General features: G+C 58.3%; 2 rRNA genes. Both read left to right on the plus strand.

The features are described from left to right. Window positions 1-718, plus strand: a 23S ribosomal RNA gene (locus DQ244_RS19085); the annotation flags it as partial. 114 nt (window positions 719-832) lie between these two features. Continuing rightward, window positions 833-949: ribosomal RNA gene (gene rrf / locus DQ244_RS19090) — 5S ribosomal RNA — on the plus strand. Window positions 950-952 lie beyond the last annotated feature (3 nt).

Consider the following 952-nt stretch of genomic DNA (forward strand, 5'->3'; position numbering starts at 1 on the left):
CGAATTGGATGTCTAACCTCGGTCCGTGATCCGGATCAGGGACAGTGTCAGGTGGGTAGTTTAACTGGGGCGGTTGCCTCCCAAAATGTAACGGAGGCGCCCAAAGGTTCCCTCAGCCTGGTTGGCAATCAGGTGTCGAGTGCAAGTGCACAAGGGAGCTTGACTGTGAGACCGACGGGTCGAGCAGGAGCGAAAGCTGGGACTAGTGACCCGGCACTGGCATGTGGAAGCGGTGTCGCTCAACGGATAAAAGGTACCCCGGGGATAACAGGCTGATCTTCCCCAAGAGTCCATATCGACGGGATGGTTTGGCACCTCGATGTCGGCTCGTCGCATCCTGGGGCTGGAGTAGGTCCCAAGGGTTGGGCTGTTCGCCCATTAAAGCGGTACGCGAGCTGGGTTTAGAACGTCGTGAGACAGTTCGGTCCCTATCCGCCGTGCGCGTAAGAGACTTGAGAAGAGCTGTCCCTAGTACGAGAGGACCGGGACGGACGAACCTCTGGTGTGCCAGTTGTACCGCCAGGTGCACTGCTGGTTAGCTACGTTCGGCAGGGATAACCGCTGAAAGCATCTAAGCGGGAAGCTCGCTTCAAGATGAGGTCTCTCACCGGGTTAACCGGGTAAGGCCCCCGCCCAGACCAGCGGGTTGATAGGCCGGAAGTGGAAGCATCGCAAGGTGTGGAGCTGACCGGTACTAACAGGCCGAGGGCTTGACCACACACAACCACTCACGGGTTCTGTGAAAACAAGTCAGATAACAAAGATCGTGTCGCGTCCACTGTGCGGTTCTGAACGCACGAACCAGTCGATGGTTCGAACATGTTCACAGAGTTACGGCGGTCATGGCGAGAGGGAAACGCCCGGCAACATTCCGAACCCGGAAGCTAAGCCTCTCAGCGCCGATGGTACTGCCCTGGAGACGGGGTGGGAGAGTAGGACGCCGCCGGACAAC

The sequence above is a fragment of the Blastococcus sp. TBT05-19 genome, from assembly GCF_003319095.1.
Lineage (GTDB): Bacteria > Actinomycetota > Actinomycetes > Mycobacteriales > Geodermatophilaceae > Blastococcus.